Genomic DNA, 17,076 nt, shown 5'->3' with positions numbered 1-17,076 from the left:
ATGGGTATGCGAATGCCCGGCCTCCGCATCGGCGGGAGTGTGCTCGCACAACGAACAGCCCTCGCTCCACACGCTGTCACCGTCGATGTAGTGCTCCTGCTTCCAGATCGGGCTGGTGTGCTTGACCGCCTCCACGACCTGCCGACAGGCGCGAAAGGCTTCATCCCGATGCGGGGTGCCGGCGGCCACCACCATGGCCAGGTCACCGATCCCCAAGCGCCCTTTGGCATGGCCGATGTAGAGCTTGAGCTTGCCGCCGAAGTCAGCCTCGGCGCGGGCAGCGATCTCGGCGAAGCCATTGAGCGCCAGCGGCACGAACATGTCGTAGCTGATGCCCGTGACGTGGCGGCCGTGGTTCAAATCGCGCACGCGGCCGACGAACATCGTAATGCCGCCAAACTTGGGGTCGGATACAAACGCCAATGCCGCAGCCGGGTCCAGCTTGCCATCGGCAAGATCCATCACTTCAGTCCGATGCTGCGGCATCCTCAACCCCCACTCACTGGCGGCAGCACCGCCATCTTGCCGTCGGTGGGAAGTACCTCGCCATCGCGCAGCACACGGGTGTCGCTGGCAAATGCCGAACGTGCCAGCAGCGCCGATTGAAAAGCCGGCCAATGCGCCTTGCCATGGGCGTCCACGGCATCGCGCAGATCCGCCACGCAAGCACCATCGGCCAATTCCAGCGTCAATTGCGCCGATGGCTGGTACTGCCGAAATGCACCAAACAGGCTCAACTCGACCTTCACGTCATCACCTCATCCAGTTGCGGGGGCAGCCAATGCCCCAAGCCATACACATCGACCATTGCGCCGGCAGCGGGTGATGCTGCCGTGTCTGGCAGCACGATCCAGCAATTGGCCTGCGCCATCGGCGCGATCCGGAACGATTCCTGCCCCGGCAGCACGCGCGCCTGCAACTGCCCGTGCTGGTCAAGTTCCAGTCCACCTTTCAGATGAAAGCGCAGTGCTGCGCGCTTATTGAATGCCGCCGCCAATGGCACCCGCAGCGCACGCTCTGGTGCCAAGCCCAACAAAACCCGCAGCGCAGGCTCCACAAAAAAGCGCAGCCCCACCGCGCTGGACACCGGGTTGCCGGGCAGGCCGAAATACAGCTGCCCGCCGGCCAAGCTGGCAAACAACAAGGGTTTGCCGGGGCGAATCCGCACTTTGTGGAAATGCAGGCAAGCCCCGATCCTGCGCAAAGCATCGGGCACGAAGTCATAGCGCCCCATCGACACCGCGCCGGTGCTCAACACCACCTCGGCCCCCGCCGCCAGCGCACGTTGCAGCGCTGCCAGAAACGCATCGGCATCGTCACTGACGGTTTCCCGCAACACCAATTGCGCGCCGGCATCGCGCACGCGCTGGGCCAGATACGGGCCATTGCTATTGCGGATTTCACCCGAAGCCAGCGTCCGGGTGGGGTCATCCACCAGTTCGCGGCCGGTGGTCAGCAGCGCCACCCGTGGCGCCGGCCGCACCTGCACCTGCGCCACACCCAAGGCCGCCAACAGCATCAATTGCGGGGCTTCAATCCGGGTCCCGGCCTTCAGGATGCATGCGCCAGTACGCACATCTTCGCCGCGCAAACGCACATGCTGACCGGGCTCCACCACCGCCGTGGTGCGAATCCGCAGCGGGCGGTCAGTGCCGTCGCGCACCAGCACCTCCACTTGCTCCACCGGAATCACCGCATCCAAGCCGTCGGGCAGGCGCGCACCGGTCATGATTTCCCATGCACCTGACGTGGCGATCGCGTGGGTATCGCCGGCTGCCTGCGCGCCGGCCACATCCAACTCTGCGCCCACTGCCAGCGGTTCACTGCCAATCCGCAGCGCGAAGCCATCCATCGCGGAGTTATCGAATGGCGGCAGATCTTCACCACTGCACACATCGCTGGCCAAGACCAACCCCACCGCGTCGGGTGCGGCGCAGGTGCGCGCCGGCAGCACCGCCACTTCGCGCTGAATCAACGCCAGCGCCTCGTCGAACCCGATCATGCGTGCGGCCGTCCATCGAGCATGGCCAGTGCATGCCCCAGCAAGGGCGCCAGTATGTCCATGCATTGCTGCGCGGCACGCGGGCTGCCCGGCAGGGCGAACACCAACATCGCGCCAAGTTGCACCACCTCGGCACGGCTCAGCCATGCCAAGGGCGTGTGTTTTGCACTTTCGCTGCGAATCATTTCGGCCAGCCCGTGCACGCTGCGGTCGGCCACCAGGCGCAATGCTTCCGGCGTCACATCGCGTGGCCCAAGGCCGGTACCGCCGGTGCAGACACACAGCCGCACACCTTGTTGCGACAGCGTGCGCAAGCGTTCGGCCAGCGGGTCGATCCCGTCGGGCAGCACTTCGATGTCATCCACATCCGCACCGAGCTTGCGCAAGCCCGCCACCAGCACCGGGCCGGAACGATCCTCGTATTCACCGGCACTGGCACGGTCACTGAGGGTGATGACGGCACAGGGCACGCCGTCGAGACGGGCCAGGTCACGCGGCTGGTAATGCCCGCGCTCGTCCTCATCCATGCCGTCTGGATGCACCCACAACCCCTTCTTGCCGCCCTCTTTGAACAACAGACGGATGCCGCTGATAGCAAGTGCCGGCTCAACGGGTTTGGTCAGATCGTAAAGGGTCAGCAGGGCCGCGTTGACGCCGGCCAACGCCTCCATCTCCACGCCGGTACGGGCTTCCAGCGCGCATTCGCAATACACGCGGATGGCGTGGCGCTCCGGCACCGGCACGCAGCGCACCCGCACCAGCTCCAGCGAAATCGGATGGCATAGCGGCATCAGCATCGAGGCCATTTTGGCCCCTTGCAGGCCGGCGATTTCCGCCATCACCAGTGCATCGCCTTTGGGCAGGCGGCGCTCGATCACGGTGGCAAACGCCTCCGGCCCCGGCAAAAACTCGCCCACCGCCACTGCACGCCGGCGGGTGGGCCGTTTGCTGCGGATATCGGCCATGTAAAAAGCCGCGTCACGTTGCGTTGTCATCTTGATTAACCGCCAATCGAAGCCAAATGCGGAGTGATGCCGGTATTGCCTTGATGCAGGCCGTGACCGGCAGCCTTCAAGCCCAGCTGGGTGGCGATGCGTGCAGTGAGCGCATCCAAGTCAGCATCCGATTGCAGCAAGGGCCGCAGCGGGATGCCAAAATCCCCGAATAGACACAGCCGCAAATCGCCACGCGCGGTGACACGCAGGCGGTTGCAGCCAGCGCAGAAATCCTTCGAATACGGCGCGATGATGCCAATCCGGCCGCGATAGTCCGGATGTGCATATTCCCGCGCCGGGCCTGCATCGGGCGCACGCGCTTGCTGCGTCCAACCGGCATCGACCAGCTGCTGCTCCAATGCTTCGGCGCGGTAGTGGTGGCGCTCGAAATACGCTTGGTTGTCGCCAGTGCGCATCAGTTCGATGAAACGAATGGCGATGTTGCGCTCGCGCAGGTAGTCATACCACGCCGGCAATTCATCGTCATTCAAACCGCGCAGCAACACCGCGTTGAGCTTGACCGCAGCAAAGCCCAGCCCCAGCGCCATCTCCACACCTTCGGTGACCTCCGCAAAGCGGTCGTGGCCGGTGATGGTTTTGAAGCGTGCCGGGTTCAAACTATCCAAACTGACATTGAGCGCGGTGAGACCCGCGTCGCGCCAGATGCCCACATGCCTGGGCAACAAACAGCCATTGGTGGTCAGCGCAATTTTCTGCACCCCGGGTGTGGCCGAGACAGCGGCAATGATCGATGGCAAGTCCTTGCGCAAACTGGGCTCGCCACCGGTCAGGCGGATCTTGCGCATGCCCACCGCCGCAAAGCCGCGCACCAGCCGCGTGATTTCGTCCAAGCTCAAAAACGTGGGGCGGCCATCGGCCTGATAGCCGTCCGGCAGGCAATAGCTGCAACGGTAATTGCAGGCCTCGGTCAACGACAGCCGCAAATAAGGAAATGTGCGGCCAAAGCCGTCCACAAGGGTTGCCATCTCAACGCTCCAGTCCAAATACGGGAGGCCGAACCGTTTCCGGTGCCGACCCGGCAGCGCTGACCACATCGATCAATGCCGCGGCCCGGTTGCCGTATTCAATGCCATGCAACGAACGTAGGCGGCCGGGCTTGGAGTTCGCGCACAAGGCGCGTCCTGACGTTGGCTAGAGTAGCCGCAGTTCGGGTGCTTGCGCTTGATTGCGATCAATATTCACCCATTCCAGCCGTTTGGGCTGCTGCCCGGGGCAGCATGGGCGTGTAAGCTGCGCCCCCATCGCTGCCCCATCCGGATGTATCACCATGAGCCTTGCCAGTTTCCAGGATCTTCTTGACGCCGCCCACCGGCAGCCAGAGCCGCAACGCTTGCTGTTTGTGTTCGCCAAAGTGGAATTGCCGGAGAACGCCAGCGCCCAGCAGCGCGAGCGTTTCGAAAATCGCGAAGGTGGCACGCTCACGCCCAGTTTGTGCGTGGACAAAGCCCCTGCAGACATTGAAAGTTTTGCCGCCCTGGTGGCCGAATCCGCAACCACCGGTCAAGCATGGGACATGGTCTTTGTGGGCAGCCTGGCAGGCCGCGCCGGGATTGCACCCAGCGCCGACGAAGCGGCACAACCACTGCGCTTCATGGTGAACGCCATCAATAATGGCCAAGTGGCGCAATTTGCCACGTTTGACCGCAATGGTGCCGTGTTGCAGTTTGGTTGAGAGCGTCAGCCGACCAGTAGCAGTCGCAACGTCTGCAAGCCGACGAAGAAGGCAATCAATACGGTGTTGATTGCCCAACCCACAGTCAACGCCTGCGCCATCACCCCATACCGCGGATCCTTGGCACTGGGTGCAACTTTCCACACCGCCGCCACGATCCAGGCAGTGTAGGCGAGCAGGAACACCAGCATGCCAAGAGTGGCACCCGGCAATTGGTGGTGATTGACCAGCCAGTACACCGCCAGCCACAACGCGCTGCTGGGTATCACGCCATACAGCCAAAACACCTTCCAGAGCGGGCTGCGCTCGGGCAAATACGCTGCGTGCATGGTCTGCATGAAACCCCCGAAAGCTTGGCCTGTATCCAGCATAACACCGCTCGCCACGGTGCTGACAAGCACCGCTGTGCGACACTTCGCAAATGAGCATTCTTGTTGCCAGCACACTGCTGTATCTGATCGCCACCGTTTGGCTGGCGATGGGCGTACAGCGCCCGGAGCGCACCCTCTCGCGCGGCTGGCTGCTGGCGGCCAGCACTGCCGTAGTGCTGCATGCCGTCTTCCATTGGTTGGGCTGGCGGCATTCCGGCAATACCGACCTGCATTTTTTTGCCGCACTATCGCTGGTGGGGCTGGGAATGGCCGCCATGACCACCTTTGCGGGCATTGGCGGACGCATGCGCGCACTTGGAGTCGTGGTCTTTCCACTGGCCGCTGCCCTGCTGGTGGGCTATGGCATGTATGGCCACGCCAAGCAACCGGAACCATTGGATTGGCGCTTGCTGTTGCACGCATGGCTGGCCCTGCTGGCCTACGCCACGCTGGCACTGGCAGCCTTGCTGGCCATGTTCTTGTGGCTCCAGGAACGCGCCCTGCGCCGCCGCGAATTTCATCTGTGGCTGCGCGCCCTGCCCCCACTGACCGCGCTGGAAACCTTGCTGTTTCGCACCATTGTCGTGGGGTTTACGCTGCTGACAGCCACGTTGCTGACCGGCGTGCTGTTTGTGGACAACCTGCTGGCCCAGCACCTTGTGCATAAAACCGTGCTCAGTCTGCTGTCATGGCTCGCGTTTGGCGTGTTGCTGCTGGGACGCTGGCGCTATGGCTGGCGTGGTGCGATCGCGGTGCGCTGGACACTGACCGCCATGGCGCTGCTGGTATTGGCATTTTTCGGCAGCAAATTCGTGCTGGAACTGGTGTTGCACCGCACTGGCTGAACATACACTTGCCATTGCAATGTTTGCATTGACAACTATTGCGCAGGCGGGCATTATGCCGCGCCATGAACACGCCAATCTTCCCCCCCGAGGCCTGCAGTGGCTCCACCCTGGGCTTGTTGTTCCGGCAAGTGCGCGACGCCATGTGGGCGCGCATGGAGCGCGAATTGGCCTTGGCCGGACATGCGCTGACGTTCAGCCAGTACATCGTGATCAAGACCTTGGCGGTAGGCACTGCCGGGGTCACCGACTTGGCCCGTACTGCCGATCTCAACCCCGGCGCGATGACCCGCCTGCTGGATAAATTGGAAGCGCGCGAGCTGGTGGAGCGAGTGGCTGACACCAACGATCGCCGCGCCTTGCACATCCATCTCACCGATGCCGGCCGCCAACTTTGGCGCGATGTGGACCAATGCGGCCGGCGCGTGCGTGAACGCGCGCTGCAAGGCATGGACGATGCTACCCGTGCCCAACTGACCCGCCTGCTGGAGCAGGCCCGCGACAACTTGCTGTCCCAGGATTGACTCCATGTTTCGAATGACCCCTCTCATCATCGCCCTGGGCGGCACGCTGTTGTTGGCCGGTTGCGCCAGCAGCAACGGGCTGGTCACCCAGACCACGCTGCGCGATGCTGCCAGCGTCCCGGTTGCTCGTTCGCTTGCAGGCGCGCCGCTATCGGCAGCCGCTTGGCCCAGCGAGCGTTGGTGGCAAGCGTTTGCCGACCCGCAACTGGATGCGCTGATGGATGAAGCACTGGCCAACGCGCCCAGCCTGGACGTGGCCGATGCGCGTGCGCGCAAGGCGCAGGCGCAGGCCGGCATTGCCGAGGCCGCACGCAAGCCGTCGGTGGGGGCCAGCGCGCAGGTGCTCGGCATGCAGTTGCCGGAAACCTTGGCCGGCAACGACATCGGTGGCTCGTTCAAGGTCGCCAATCTGTTGATGCTGAGCCTGAAGTACAACCCCGATGTGTGGGGGCAGGACAAAGCCAAGTGGCAGGCGGCAGTCGGCAATGCGCACGCGCTAGAAGTGGATGCACATGCAGCGCGGCTGAGCTTGGCGGCCAACATCGCCCGCACCTACGTTGCGCTGGCGCAAGCATTCGACCAGGCAGCACTTGCACAAGCCGAAATCACCCGCGCCGATGGGTTGCTGGTACTCGACCGGCAACGGGTCAAGGCGGGGCTGGACAATGGCATCGGGCTGGCGCAACACCAAAGCCAAGCCGCGCTCGCCAGTCAACAACAGCAAGCCGCGCAGCACCAGATCGAACAATTGCGCAACGCGCTGGCGCTGCTGCTAGGCGCCGGTCCGGATCGCGGCCTTGCCATCACCCCGCCGCAGCTGGCGCAGCCCAAGCTCATGGTGCCTGACACCCTATCCAGCGATCTGTTGGCACGGCGTGCCGATATCGTGGCGGCACGTTGGCGGGTGGAAGCCGCGCAGCACGGCATCGATGCCAGCAAAGCCGCGTTTTATCCCAGCCTCAATCTCAGTGCGCTAGCAGGATTGGCCGCGGGCAACTTGGGTGATCTGTTTGGCAACAAATCCCTGCTGCTCAACGGCGGCCCGGCCCTGAGTCTGCCGATTTTCGAAGGCGGCCAATTGCGCAGCCAATTACGCGCCAGCCAAGCCGATCACGACATCGCGGTGGCCAGCTACAACCAGACCTTGTTGGCCGCCATGCGGGAAGTGGCCGATGCGGTGCAAACCGCGCGCGCACTGGACACTCAGCTGGCCAGTACCCGCCAGGCACAGACCGCCGCCAATAGCGCTTACCGGCAAGTGCAACAACGTCAGCACGCCGGCCTGGCATCGCAACTGGATGTGTTGAACGCACAAAAATCCTTGCTGCAGCTGGACCAGCAATTGGCCGCACTCACCGCCGCACGGCGTGCAGCCAGCATCGACCTCGATCAAGCACTGGGCGGCGGCGTTGCCGTCAACTCCAGCGCCAATGCCCAGAACACCACGGCTTCCAAGTGACCCCCTCATGACCACTGAAACCACGCCCAATACCTCCGCCGGCCAGCCCGCACCACTACCGGCATCGCATAGTGCGCTGCCGCCCGCCGGCAACGGCAAACGCCGCCGCGCCTTGCTGATCCTGCTGGTGATTACCTTGCTCGCCGGTATCTCCTGGACCGCCTACTATCTGCTGGTGGCGCGTTGGCAGCAGGACACCGACGATGCTTACGTGCAGGGCAACGTGGTCAGCATCACCCCGCAGACGATGGGCACGGTGGTAGCCATCAATGCCGATGACGGCATGCGGGTGAGCGCCGGCCAAGTGCTGGTGCAACTGGACCCCAACGATGCCAAGGTGGCGCTGGAACAGGCGCAAGCCAACCTTGCAGCCACCGTGCGGCAAGTGCGTGGGCTGTATAGCAGTGTGGATTCCGCGCAGGCCGATATCGCCGCACGTGAAGTGGCTCTGAGCCAAGCACGTGCGGACGTGGCACGCCGCAGCGGGTTGGTGGCCAGCGGTGCAGTTTCGGCCGAAGAACTGGCACACGCACAAACCCAGCTCAAAGCGATGGAGGCGGCACTGGCCGGCTCGCGTGGACAATTGGCGCGCACCCATGCGTTGGTCGATGCCACCACCGTCAGCGATCAACCACAAGTGCAAGCGGCAGCAGCACAACTGCGGCAGGCCTATCTGAATGAGCAACGCGCTGCGATTGTGGCGCCGGTGGATGGCTATGTGGCCAAGCGCAGCGTGCAGCTGGGCCAGCGCGTGCAACCGGGCGCCACGTTGATGGCCATCATCCCGCTGCAACAGGTGTGGGTGGATGCCAATTTCAAGGAAACCCAGCTGCACAATTTGCGACTTGGCCAACCGGTCAAGCTGACTGCCGACATGTACGGCGACACGGTGGCGTTCAATGGCAAGGTGGCAAGCCTTGGATTGGGCACCGGCAGCGCGTTTGCACTGCTTCCGGCGCAAAACGCCAGCGGCAACTGGATCAAGATCGTGCAGCGCGTCCCGGTGCGCATCACCCTGGATCCCCGGCAACTGCGTGAGCATCCACTGCGGCTGGGGATGAGCATGGCGGTCAAGGTCAATGTGCACGACCAGTCGTTGCCGGTACTGCCAGCCGCAGCCGCCACCCAGCCGGTGCTGGCCACCGAGGCCTATGCCAAGCAATTGCACGACGCCGACGCGATGATCACCGCGATCGTCGAAAAAAACCTGCCGGGCCACAAGAACTGATCCGGCACGCGCATGACCACCCTTGCCGAACAAGAAGAAGCGGCCGGGCTGCCCCCCGGCCCGGAAACCCGGACCCCGAGTCTTGCGGATTTCCGCCCGCCCAATGTGCCGCTGACCACACTGGGGCTGGCGCTGGCCAGCTTCATGCAGGTGCTGGACACCACCATCGCCAATGTGTCGTTGCCCACCATTTCCGGCAATTTGGGCGGCAGTGCCAACCAAGCCACCTGGGTGATCACCTCGTTCGCGGTCAGCACCGCGATTGCGCTGCCATTGACCGGCTGGCTGGCGCGTCGGTTTGGTGAACGCAAGTTATTCATGTGGTCCACGCTGGGCTTTGTGTTTGCCTCATGCCTGTGCGGACTGGCGCATTCGATGGGGTTGTTGGTGACGGCGCGCGCCTTGCAAGGTTTGTTGGCTGGGCCGATGTATCCCGTCACCCAAGCCTTGTTGCTCTCCATCTACCCACCCGCCAAGCGCGGCCAAGCCATTGCAATTCTGGCAATGGTGACCGTGGTTGCCCCCATTGCCGGGCCCATTTTGGGTGGCTGGATCACCGACAACTACAGTTGGGAATGGATTTTCTTCATCAACATTCCGATCGGGATTTTTGCCAGTACCGTGGTGGGCAGACAGCTGAAAGGCCGCCCGGAAAAACTCGAAAAGCCGAAGATGGACTACATCGGCCTGGCCACGTTGGTACTGGGCGTGGGCGCGCTGCAGATCCTGCTGGATTTGGGCAATGACGAGGACTGGTTTGCCTCGCACACGATAGTGATACTGACTATCGTGGCAGCGATTTCGCTTGCGGTGTTCGTGATCTGGGAGCTGACCGACAAAGACCCCATCGTCAATTTGCGCCTGTTCCGCCATCGCAATTTTGCGGCAGGCACCGCCGCGATGGTGGTGGCCTATGGCGCATTTTTCAGCGTCGGCATTCTGGTGCCATTGTGGTTGCAACGCAATCTTGGCTACACCGCGATCTGGGCCGGGTTTGCCACCGCACCGATCGGTATTTTGCCGGTTCTGCTAACCCCACTGGTGGGCAAATATGCCAATCGATTCGATCTGCGCATCCTGGCCAGTGTTGCCTTCGTGGCAATGTCGATGACCAGTTTCCTGCGTTCCGGCTTCAATCTGGAGGTGGACTTCCACACCATCGCCGCCGTGCAATTGTTCCAAGGGCTGGGCGTGGCGCTGTTCTTCATGCCGGTGCTGCAAATTCTGCTATCGGATTTGGCCCCGCATGAAATTTCGGCAGGCTCCGGCTTGATGACGTTCTTGCGCACACTCGGCGGCAGTTTTGCGGCTTCGCTCACCACCTATGCCTGGAGCGAGCGCGGTGCATTCCACCATGCGCACATAACCGAGAGTGTGTCCAGGCTGGATCCGGCCGCGATGCAACACTTGGTGCAATACGGCGGCGGCGATATGCAACGCAGCGCGGCGGTGCTGGAAAGAATGATCTCCAACCAGGCCGCACAAATCGGCTTCAACGAAATCTTCCACCTGCTCGGCATCATCTTCCTCGTCGTGATCGCCTTCGTATGGTTGGCCAAGCCGCCGTTTGCCGCCAAGATCGGCGGGGCTGCTGCGGGCGGGCATTAACCTCATTCCGGCGGCACGTGGATGCTGGCTTTGACGTGTTTCAGGCCAGCCACAATCGTGAAGGTCATGATCACCAGCAGCGACCATGAACTCCACTTGCCCCAATGCACGCGCGACCACGCGCCCATCTGGTTGGGGTAGCTCCAGATACCGTAGAACGTGCTGATGTTTTCGGCCAGCCACAGGAAAAAACCGATCAGCACGAACGCCAGCAGCAACGGCATTTTGCGCACATGATCCAGCGGCCGGAACAGCACGCTGGTGCGCGCATACAGGCCCAATACCAGCGCCGCGATGTACCAGCGGTAATCACCCAGCCAGTGATGGGTGAAGAAATTGAGATAAATGGCAAGCGCGGCGGCAACCGCCATCCAATACGGCGGGTGATGGCGGATGCGCAGGTCAAACAGCCGCCATGCCTGGATGATGTAGCTGCCCACCGAGGCATACATGAAGCCGGAAAACAACGGCACACCAAACAATTTGGTGTAGGCAGCATCCGGATAGCTCCACGAGCCCATCGCGGTCTTGAACACCTCCAGACAAAAGCCTACCGCGTGGAACAAGCAGATAGCGCGAAACTCATCCCGGGTTTCCAGTTGCGCACGCAGCATCCATAGCTGCACGACGAGTGCATACACCAACAGCAGGTCGTAGCGCGGGATGCCAAACAACCCTGCACGCGGCATCGCAAACACGGCGGCGAAGAACAAACCGGCAAACAGGCACGCACGCGCTTCCTTGATGCCAAACCATGCAAGCTCACGTACGGCCGATGGCAACCCTATCGCCCAACGCGGCGGCACGTTGTCCATCAATCGCGCATCCAACGCATGCAAGTACGCGCCCATACCCTGCAGCCGCCTGGCCTGCGCACTCGCGCTCACGCTTGCTCCAGCGCGTCGGCCAATCGCTCCACCGCGATCACTTCCATTCCTTTGTAGCTGCCGGCTTTCGGTGCGTTGGCCTTGGGCACGATGGCGCGTTTGAAGCCGTGAGTAGCAGCTTCTTTCAGGCGTTCTTCGCCGTTTGGCACCGGACGGATTTCACCACTCAGGCCCACTTCGCCAAACGCGATGGTTTTGTCGGGCAATGGAGCATTGCGCAGTGACGAGAGCACCGCCAACAGCACCGGCAAGTCGGCGGCGGTTTCTTGCACGCGGATACCGCCCACCACATTCACGAACACGTCTTGATCGCCCACCATCACCCCGCCGTGGCGATGCAACACCGCCAGCAGCATGGCCAGCCGGTTGCCTTCCAGGCCCACTACCACGCGGCGCGGGTTGGACAACGGCGATGCGTCCACCAAGGCTTGCACTTCCACCAGCAACGGGCGCGTACCTTCGCGGGTCACCATCACGCAACTGCCCGGTTGCGGGCGGCCGCTGCCGGATAAAAATATCGCGGAAGGATTGGCCACTTCACGCAGGCCGGCATCGGACATCGCAAACACACCCAGCTCATTGACGGCGCCAAAGCGATTTTTGAATGCACGCAGCACACGAAAACGACTGCCGGAATCACCTTCGAAATACAGCACCGCATCCACCATGTGCTCCAGCACACGCGGCCCGGCGATACCGCCCTCTTTTGTCACGTGCCCGACCAGAAATACGGCCGTGCCGGTTTCTTTGGCATAACGCACCAAGCGCGCCGCGGCTTCGCGTACCTGGCTCACCGACCCTGGTGCTGCGCTCAAGGTGTCCGTCCACAAGGTTTGGATGGAATCGGCAATCAGCAGGCGCGGCTTGGCGACGATGGCGTGTTCCAGAATGCGCTCCACGCAGGTTTCGGCCAAGCCATGCAAGCCTGCCAATGGCAAGCCCAGCCGCTGCGCACGGCCCGCCACTTGCGCCAGCGACTCTTCGCCTGTCACATACAACCCCGGCAAGCTGCCGGCCATTTTGGCCAGTGTTTGCAGCAACAAAGTGGATTTGCCGATGCCCGGATCCCCACCCACCAGCACCACTGCGCCCTCGGCCAAGCCACCGCCCAGTACGCGGTCAAACTCACTGATGCCGGTCGATGCCCGCGCTTGCTCGTCGGTGCGCACCTCGGCCAAGGGCGTGATCTTCGGCGCATCCACTTTGCCCGCCCAACCGCTGCGGCGCGCGGCCGGTGACTTGGCTTGCGCTGCGGTTTCCAGCGCGATTTCAGACAAGGTATTCCATGCCCCGCAGGCCTCGCACTGGCCCTGCCATTTGGCGTAATCGGCACCGCACTCGGTGCACACGTAGGCCGTACGGGGTTTGCCGGGAGGTTTGGCCATCGTGGCGTCAGCATTAGAAGAAGGCTGCATCTTAGACGGCGCGTGTCGCAATTTCCGCGACTGCGAGGTCGAAATTTACGGTTGCTGGAACAGTGCGCCGATCGCCAGTGCGGTTTTGTAGGGTTCCGAATCGTTGCGATTGGTCAGCAAGACCACACTCAGATGCCGCGCTGGCCAGCGCACGATGACATTGCGAAAGCCAATGGTTTCGCCGGAATGCCACTGGGTGTCCCCGGTCATGCGCCAACCAAACCCATAGCGGGCCTGGTAGCCTTCACCAGTGACTTCCGCGTGCGGACCAAACGCCAGTGCACGCGAAGCGCTGGTCAACAGGCGGTCGTCGTACAGGGCGGCATCCCATTTGGCCAGGTCGTCGATGTTGGAGTAGATCCCGCCATCCCCCAGCACTGCACTGGTTGAGCTTTGATCGGTGCGTTGCCAATGGCCATCTGCCCAGCTATAGCCAAAGGCCCGCTGCGGCACTGCTGCAGCGCCGTCCACAAAAGCCAGCGTATGCGTCATCCCCAATGGCTGAAAAATCCGCGCTTGCAGAAAGCCGGGATAGTCCATGCCACTGGCACGTTCCACAATCAGCGACAGCAGTGCGTAGGCGCTATTGCTGTAGCGATATGCGGTACCCGGCGCAAAATACAAACGATGTTCCTGCGCCAGCAGGGCCAGCACCCCGGCATCGTGGATCTGACCGGTGTACGGCTCTACCATCAGGTCTTCATAATCAATCAGACCCGAGGTGTGGGTCAGCAGATGGCGCAGGGTGATGGCCCCGGTTTCCGGCGGCAGCAAGGGTAACCATCTGCGCGCGGGATCGTCCAAGGTCAGCTTGCCATCTTGCAGCAGCAGCAAAATGGCAGCGGCGGTGAACTGTTTGCTCACCGATGCAAGGCGGTAGTTGGTCTGCGGGCCGGCCGCCGTGCCAGTTTCCAGATCGGATTTGCCCATGCCACGCGCCACCAGCGGTACGCCATCTTGCAACACCAACAGCGAAGCGCCTGGCACATCACCTTGATAGTCATGCAAGAGTTGATCAATTGCGGCATTGGGCATGACAGGCTGCCGGGAGGAAGGACGCTCTGCCGCCGATGCTGCCACAGGGATCATCACGACCCACACCAGGCACAGCGGCAACAGCCCACGCGCACAGAGCCATCGGTTAGTCACAATCGCCCACGCGTTGGAAATCGAGGTCTTCATAGTCGGATGAAAAATCCCCATGCGGGTCAAATTTGGCCATGCGTAACCGGCGTGACTGGCCATTGCCAGTGAAGTCAAGCCACGCGTTTTCATCCACCGCCTCATCCTGCCACACCAGCAACATGCGGCTATCCAGCTGGGTGATTTGACCGTGCATTTTCTCTGACTTCGCAGAGCGCCATTCCACGTGCTGGCCTACGCCACAGATCCGCACGTCGCCAAACCACGGATCACGCCAAACCCCAAGCCAATTGCGCATTGCAGCAGGCCGCACGGCAGTGCGCTTGCGGAGATCAGGCAGCGGCGCGTGCGCTGTGGCGGGCGTGCTGATTGCGGGCTTGGCCAAGGCATTGGCATAACCATCCACGCCGAGTGAAGTTGCCGGAGCGGTAAATAATTTCAGCAATGCCGTGCCCAGCACGGTGCGTGCGTTGCCGCCATCGCCATTGATCATGAACACGAAGCCGGATTTACGATCGGGCAATAGCATCATCATCGAATACATGCCGCCCAAGGTACCGGTATGCGACACCGTCCATTGCCCGTCCACATCGGCCAGCCGGAAGCCATAGGCATAGGCGTAGTAATGGGTGTTGTCCCACTGCCGACGTTGCCGGGAAATGGGCATGGGTGTGCGTGCCTCCCACAATTCAGCGCGCTGCACAGGTGACAGCCATTGCAGTTGCGCAGGCGTGGGGGCAAGAAAATTATTCGCCCACACCAACATATCGTCCAAGCTGCAACGAACGCCGCCCGCAGGTGCCGACGCAATGGCCGGCACCTGCGCCGGGTCTGGACGCGTGGGTACGATCTTGTCGCCATCACGGCCGTGCGGCTGCGCCACGCTGCCGGCCTCGCGCAAGACAAATGCACCCACCTTGCAATCGTGCAGTCCGAGCGGTTCAAATAACTCGCGCTGGATTAACGCTTCATAGGTTGCGCCGCCAGCAGCTTCCGCGACTTTGCCAGCCACCACGTACAACAAATTATCGTAGGCATAGCCGGCACGAAACCCGTAAGCAGGCTTGATATAACGCAAGCCATGCACGATGTCGTCACGGGTAAATGCGTTGGGCTCGGGCCACAGCATCAAATCGCCGCCACCTTCGGGCAGGCCACTGTTATGCACCAGCAGATCATTCACGGTCATATGCGCGGTGACCCACGCATCGTGCATGGCGAACTCTGGCAAATACTTCACCACCGGGTCATTCCATTGCAATTTGCCCTGTTGCACCAAGCGTGCCAACAGCGCGGCGGTCATCGCCTTGCTGTTGCTGGCAATCTTGAACAAGGTGTGCCGGGTGATGGGGTCGCCACTGCCGTGCACGGTTTCGCCATAGCCACGTGCGAATACCAGCCGGCCATCCTCGATCACGCCCACTGCAATTCCCGGCAACTGATAACGCCGGATAGTGGCGCGTACCATGGCGTCGATCATCTCTGCCGTTGGCGCAGGACTGCTCGCGATGCCGACTACGCTGGCTTGTGACGGCACTTGAGCCGGCGCTTGCGCCGCGCCAATCAGCAGCAACAGGGCTAGGCACATCGTGGCTGCAGACGGCTTCATGGGCTGTTCCAAACGCTAGCGGGTTGCTCGTCGGCAATCATCGCATCGAATGTCTGGCGTCGACGAACCAGCGCATAGCGGCCTCCGTCCACCAGTACTTCCGCAGGCAATGGGCGCGAATTGTAGGTCGACCCCATCGACGACGCATACGCACCGGTGCCCAATATCGCGACCAACTCGCCGGCATCGCAGCGCGGCAATGTCCGATCCATCGCGAAGGTGTCGCCGGTTTCACACACCGGCCCCACCACGTCATAGGCCAAGGATTCACGGCCAGCATCGTCACCAATACGCACGATGTCATGCCATGCCTCGTACAAGCTGGGGCGCAACAGATCGTTCATCGCCGCATCCAGCACCAAGAACCGGCGCGCCTCGCCCTGTTTTACCAACACCACGCGCGACAACAGCACGCCCGCCTCGGCCACTAGCCAGCGACCTGGCTCCACCAGGATTCGACCATCAAAGCCGGCAAATGCGGTGCGCAAAATGTCGGCGTAGTCCCGCGCTGCGGGCGCATGTTCGCCCTCGCGATAGCGCACGCCCAAGCCACCGCCCACATCCAGACTTGCAATGCTGTGCCCTGCAACCACCAATTGCTGCCAGAACGTGGCCATCCGCTGAACGGCCTCTGCCACCGGCGCAAGGCTGAGCAGTTGCGACCCAATATGCATATGCAAGCCATCCAGCTGCACGTTGGGCCATGTTGTGTGCGCATCGAACCACGCACGCGCTTCACTGATCGCAACCCCGAATTTGTTCTCGGCTTTACCGGTGGAAATCTTGGCGTGGGTTTGCGCGTCCACGTCGGGATTGATGCGCACCGAAGCAGTGGCCATGCAACCGCGTGCAGCGGCAATCCGCTGAACCGCATCAAGCTCTGCACGCGATTCCAGATTGAAGCGGCCCACACCCGCAGCCAGCGCCATGCCGATTTCTGCATCGGTCTTGCCGACACCGGAAAACACGATGTCGCACGCGGCAATGCCTGCCCGCAGGGCACGCTGCAATTCGCCTGCAGACACGATATCGGCACCCGCGCCCTGCTCCGCCAACAACTGCAACACGGCCAGCGTGCCATTGGCTTTGACGGCATAGCGAATGCCCGCGTTCAACCCCTGCAAGGCATCGTGCAAGGCGCGCATACGGCTGCGAATCGCCGGCGCGGAGTACACATACAAGGGCGTGCCTTCACGCAGGGCCAGCTGTTCCAAATCCACACCGGCAAACACCCCGGTGCTCCAGCACGAAGTCACATCCTGCATTTTTCAAACCTCAAAAAAAATGGCGGCCCGGC

At 62.2% G+C, this 17,076-nt stretch carries 17 protein-coding genes and 1 riboswitch; of the genes, 6 read left to right on the top strand and 11 right to left on the bottom strand.

Translation table 11 applies throughout. The annotated features are described in order from the left end of the window. From QWB57_RS01930 to moaA, 5 genes are all read right to left on the bottom strand, one after another. On the bottom strand, positions 1-486 hold a 486-nt coding region (locus tag QWB57_RS01930; RefSeq protein ID WP_288968104.1), incomplete at its 3' end, for a molybdenum cofactor biosynthesis protein MoaE. A gap of 2 nt (positions 487-488) precedes the next feature. After that, on the bottom strand, positions 489-749 hold the full coding sequence (locus tag QWB57_RS01925) for a MoaD/ThiS family protein (protein WP_223629234.1): 261 nt from the start codon (positions 747-749) through the stop codon (positions 489-491). Continuing rightward, on the bottom strand, positions 746-2,002 hold the full coding sequence (gene glp, locus QWB57_RS01920; RefSeq protein ID WP_288968102.1) for a gephyrin-like molybdotransferase Glp: 1,257 nt from the start codon (positions 2,000-2,002) through the stop codon (positions 746-748). Before glp ends, QWB57_RS01925 begins: the two co-directional genes overlap by 4 nt. After that, positions 1,999-2,997 (bottom strand): bifunctional molybdenum cofactor biosynthesis protein MoaC/MoaB, encoded by a 999-nt coding sequence (moaCB, locus tag QWB57_RS01915; protein ID WP_223629232.1) that lies wholly within the window; start codon positions 2,995-2,997, stop codon positions 1,999-2,001. Before moaCB ends, glp begins: the two co-directional genes overlap by 4 nt. Positions 2,998-3,002: 5 nt before the next feature. Further along, positions 3,003-3,983, bottom strand: a complete 981-nt coding sequence (gene moaA, locus QWB57_RS01910) for a GTP 3',8-cyclase MoaA (RefSeq protein WP_288968099.1) — start codon at positions 3,981-3,983, stop codon at positions 3,003-3,005. Continuing rightward, positions 3,975-4,132: riboswitch (molybdenum cofactor riboswitch) on the bottom strand. Its footprint overlaps the gene before it by 9 nt. 153 nt (positions 4,133-4,285) lie before the next feature. On the opposite strand from moaA, the gene QWB57_RS01905 reads away from it, so the two are divergent. Then, positions 4,286-4,690 carry a ribonucleotide reductase subunit alpha gene (locus tag QWB57_RS01905; protein WP_223629230.1) on the top strand — a complete coding sequence of 135 codons (405 nt, stop codon included), beginning with the start codon at positions 4,286-4,288 and terminating at the stop codon, positions 4,688-4,690. A 5-nt stretch (positions 4,691-4,695) separates the two neighbouring features. Here the strand turns inward: QWB57_RS01905 and QWB57_RS01900 are convergent, their stop codons facing one another. Continuing rightward, entirely contained in the window at positions 4,696-5,028 is a 333-nt protein-coding gene (locus tag QWB57_RS01900; protein WP_223629229.1) for a hypothetical protein, read from the bottom strand. 83 nt (positions 5,029-5,111) lie between these two features. On the opposite strand from QWB57_RS01900, the gene ccsA reads away from it, so the two are divergent. From ccsA to QWB57_RS01875, 5 genes are all read left to right on the top strand, one after another. Continuing rightward, positions 5,112-5,906, top strand: a complete 795-nt coding sequence (ccsA, locus tag QWB57_RS01895; protein WP_288968097.1) for a cytochrome c biogenesis protein CcsA — start codon at positions 5,112-5,114, stop codon at positions 5,904-5,906. Positions 5,907-5,971: 65 nt separating this feature from the next. Next, positions 5,972-6,430 (top strand): MarR family transcriptional regulator, encoded by a 459-nt coding sequence (locus QWB57_RS01890; protein ID WP_223629227.1) that lies wholly within the window; start codon positions 5,972-5,974, stop codon positions 6,428-6,430. Positions 6,431-6,443: 13 nt separating this feature from the next. Further along, the gene (locus QWB57_RS01885) at positions 6,444-7,889 is read left to right on the top strand and encodes an efflux transporter outer membrane subunit (protein ID WP_288968095.1); all 1,446 of its coding nucleotides are present in this window, start codon (positions 6,444-6,446) and stop codon (positions 7,887-7,889) included. Between the two features lie 7 nt (positions 7,890-7,896). Beyond that, a complete protein-coding gene (locus tag QWB57_RS01880; RefSeq protein ID WP_223629225.1) occupies positions 7,897-9,117 on the top strand; it encodes an efflux RND transporter periplasmic adaptor subunit in 1,221 nt (406 codons plus the stop codon). A 12-nt stretch (positions 9,118-9,129) separates the two neighbouring features. Further along, on the top strand, positions 9,130-10,725 hold the full coding sequence (locus tag QWB57_RS01875) for a DHA2 family efflux MFS transporter permease subunit (protein ID WP_223629224.1): 1,596 nt from the start codon (positions 9,130-9,132) through the stop codon (positions 10,723-10,725). Positions 10,726-10,727: 2 nt separating this feature from the next. Here QWB57_RS01875 and QWB57_RS01870 read toward each other — a convergent pair whose 3' ends face one another. The 5 genes from QWB57_RS01870 to lysA all read right to left on the bottom strand — a co-directional run bounded on the left by QWB57_RS01870 (position 10,728) and on the right by lysA (position 17,044). Further along, a complete protein-coding gene (locus QWB57_RS01870; RefSeq protein ID WP_223629223.1) occupies positions 10,728-11,612 on the bottom strand; it encodes a DUF817 domain-containing protein in 885 nt (294 codons plus the stop codon). Further along, positions 11,609-12,997 (bottom strand): DNA repair protein RadA, encoded by a 1,389-nt coding sequence (gene radA / locus QWB57_RS01865; protein WP_223629222.1) that lies wholly within the window; start codon positions 12,995-12,997, stop codon positions 11,609-11,611. Before radA ends, QWB57_RS01870 begins: the two co-directional genes overlap by 4 nt. A gap of 75 nt (positions 12,998-13,072) precedes the next feature. Continuing rightward, positions 13,073-14,116: a serine hydrolase domain-containing protein gene (locus QWB57_RS01860; RefSeq protein WP_223629340.1), complete on the bottom strand. Its 1,044-nt coding sequence runs from the start codon at positions 14,114-14,116 to the stop codon at positions 13,073-13,075. 52 nt (positions 14,117-14,168) lie between these two features. Further along, positions 14,169-15,779 (bottom strand): serine hydrolase domain-containing protein, encoded by a 1,611-nt coding sequence (locus QWB57_RS01855; protein WP_288968091.1) that lies wholly within the window; start codon positions 15,777-15,779, stop codon positions 14,169-14,171. Further along, positions 15,776-17,044 (bottom strand): diaminopimelate decarboxylase, encoded by a 1,269-nt coding sequence (lysA, locus tag QWB57_RS01850; protein WP_288968090.1) that lies wholly within the window; start codon positions 17,042-17,044, stop codon positions 15,776-15,778. The genes QWB57_RS01855 and lysA overlap by 4 nt, the downstream gene beginning before the upstream one ends. Between the last annotated feature and the right edge of the window lie 32 nt (positions 17,045-17,076).

This window comes from uncultured Thermomonas sp. (genome assembly GCF_937872235.1).
Taxonomy (GTDB): Bacteria; Pseudomonadota; Gammaproteobacteria; order Xanthomonadales; family Xanthomonadaceae; genus Thermomonas; species Thermomonas beijingensis.
Note: the sequence above shows the minus strand (reverse complement) of the source record. Positions and strands in the feature narration are given on the sequence as shown.